Raw genomic sequence first — 1,489 nt, forward strand, 5'->3', positions numbered from 1 at the left:
CAATGTTGTCAAGCTACGCTGTAAAAAGATAGGAGGATAAACGCCATCGAAGTGTCAAAAAAGTTTATAAAATTAAAACAAATATTGTAAAACCCCTTGACAAAACAGAAATCGCCCCAAAATCGACTTGGATGCCTCTTTTTTGCAGGTATATCAAGTTGATAGCGGGTGATTCCAATGAAAAACAACCAGCCATTTTTAAAAGCAATCGAACTGACCCAAGAAATCACTCACAGTATTTGGTATCTTTGCCAAGCAAGGCTCTGCCCCACCTATTTTATTCGAGAGGGAAAAATGGGATTTGTCAATTTGATCGCCTTTATCTTGAACTTTACTAAGAAATCACTGCAAATTGAACTCGATAACTTTTTTACCCTAACCCAAGGGACAAATCAGACGGTCAGTAAGCAAGCGTTTTCCCAAGCCCGACAGAAAGTGTCACCGCAAGCGTTCATCATCCTGTTTCAGGCCATCGTCAACCAGTTCTATCAGAACAATGACTTTAAAACCTATCGAGGGTACCGACTTTCCGCGATTGACGGGTCAACGGTGGAACTGCAAAATACCGAAGCGTTGCGAAACGTTTATGGATATGCCGAAAATACAACCGTTAAAGTGGCTCGAGCCAAAGTATCCGGGTTGTATGACCTCGGAAATCATCTTCTGATCGACGCGATCATTGATCGATATGATGTTGACGAAGAAATCCTTGCCTATCGGCATATTGAAAGACTCCGCGAAAACGGTTTGAGAAATGATCTTATCTTGTTTGATCGAGGCTATCCTTCGAAAGCATTGATTACCCGACTGACGGAAGCAAAGATTAACTTTGTGATGCGGGTTTCCTCTCATTTTATCAAGGAAGTCAACCAAGTCAAAAGCCAAGATGAAATCGTCGCGTTTTGGTATAAAGGCCAAACCTATCGGATTCGAGTCCTTAAATTCATGCTCTCATCCGGCGTCGAAGAGATCCTTATCAGCAGCTTGTTGGAGCCAAGTTTTACTATCGACGACTTTATGGAACTTTATTTTAAACGTTGGGGAATCGAAACGAAGTATAATGAGTTAAAGCACAGGTTAGAGATTGAAAATTTCACGGGTGAAACCCCCATCACAGTTGAACAGGATTTTTATGCGTCGATGTATCTATCCAATATGGCCGCTCTGGCGAAGATGGATTCCGATGAACAAATCCAGGAACGAAACCATGACAAGAACCTGAAATATGAGTACCAAACCAACATGAACATTTTAATTGGAAAGCTCAAAGATCGTCTCATCCTCATGATTTTGGAACCAAGTTCCCGAAGGCGTAAGAAGGTATTAGATCAACTGATGCGAGAAATTGCGCGGAATGCTGTCCCCATTAGGCCGGGGAGAACCCATCCCCGGATTAAAAAAACGAATCGGGACCGTTATCCCATGAATCAGAAAAAAAGTTTGTAATTTTTCCCAGCGTAGCTTGACGACATTGACCCTCGCCCTTCCC

Annotated in this window: 1 protein-coding gene; it reads left to right on the forward strand. The window is 42.3% G+C overall.

Features of this window, described 5'->3' with window-relative positions:
• The first annotated feature begins 177 nt into the window (after positions 1-177).
• Positions 178-1,446 (forward strand): IS4 family transposase, encoded by a 1,269-nt coding sequence (locus EDC14_RS26405; protein WP_243663135.1) that lies wholly within the window; start codon positions 178-180, stop codon positions 1,444-1,446.
• Positions 1,447-1,489: the final 43 nt, after the last annotated feature.

The organism is Hydrogenispora ethanolica (assembly GCF_004340685.1).
GTDB lineage: Bacteria > Bacillota > UBA4882 > UBA8346 > UBA8346 > Hydrogenispora > Hydrogenispora ethanolica.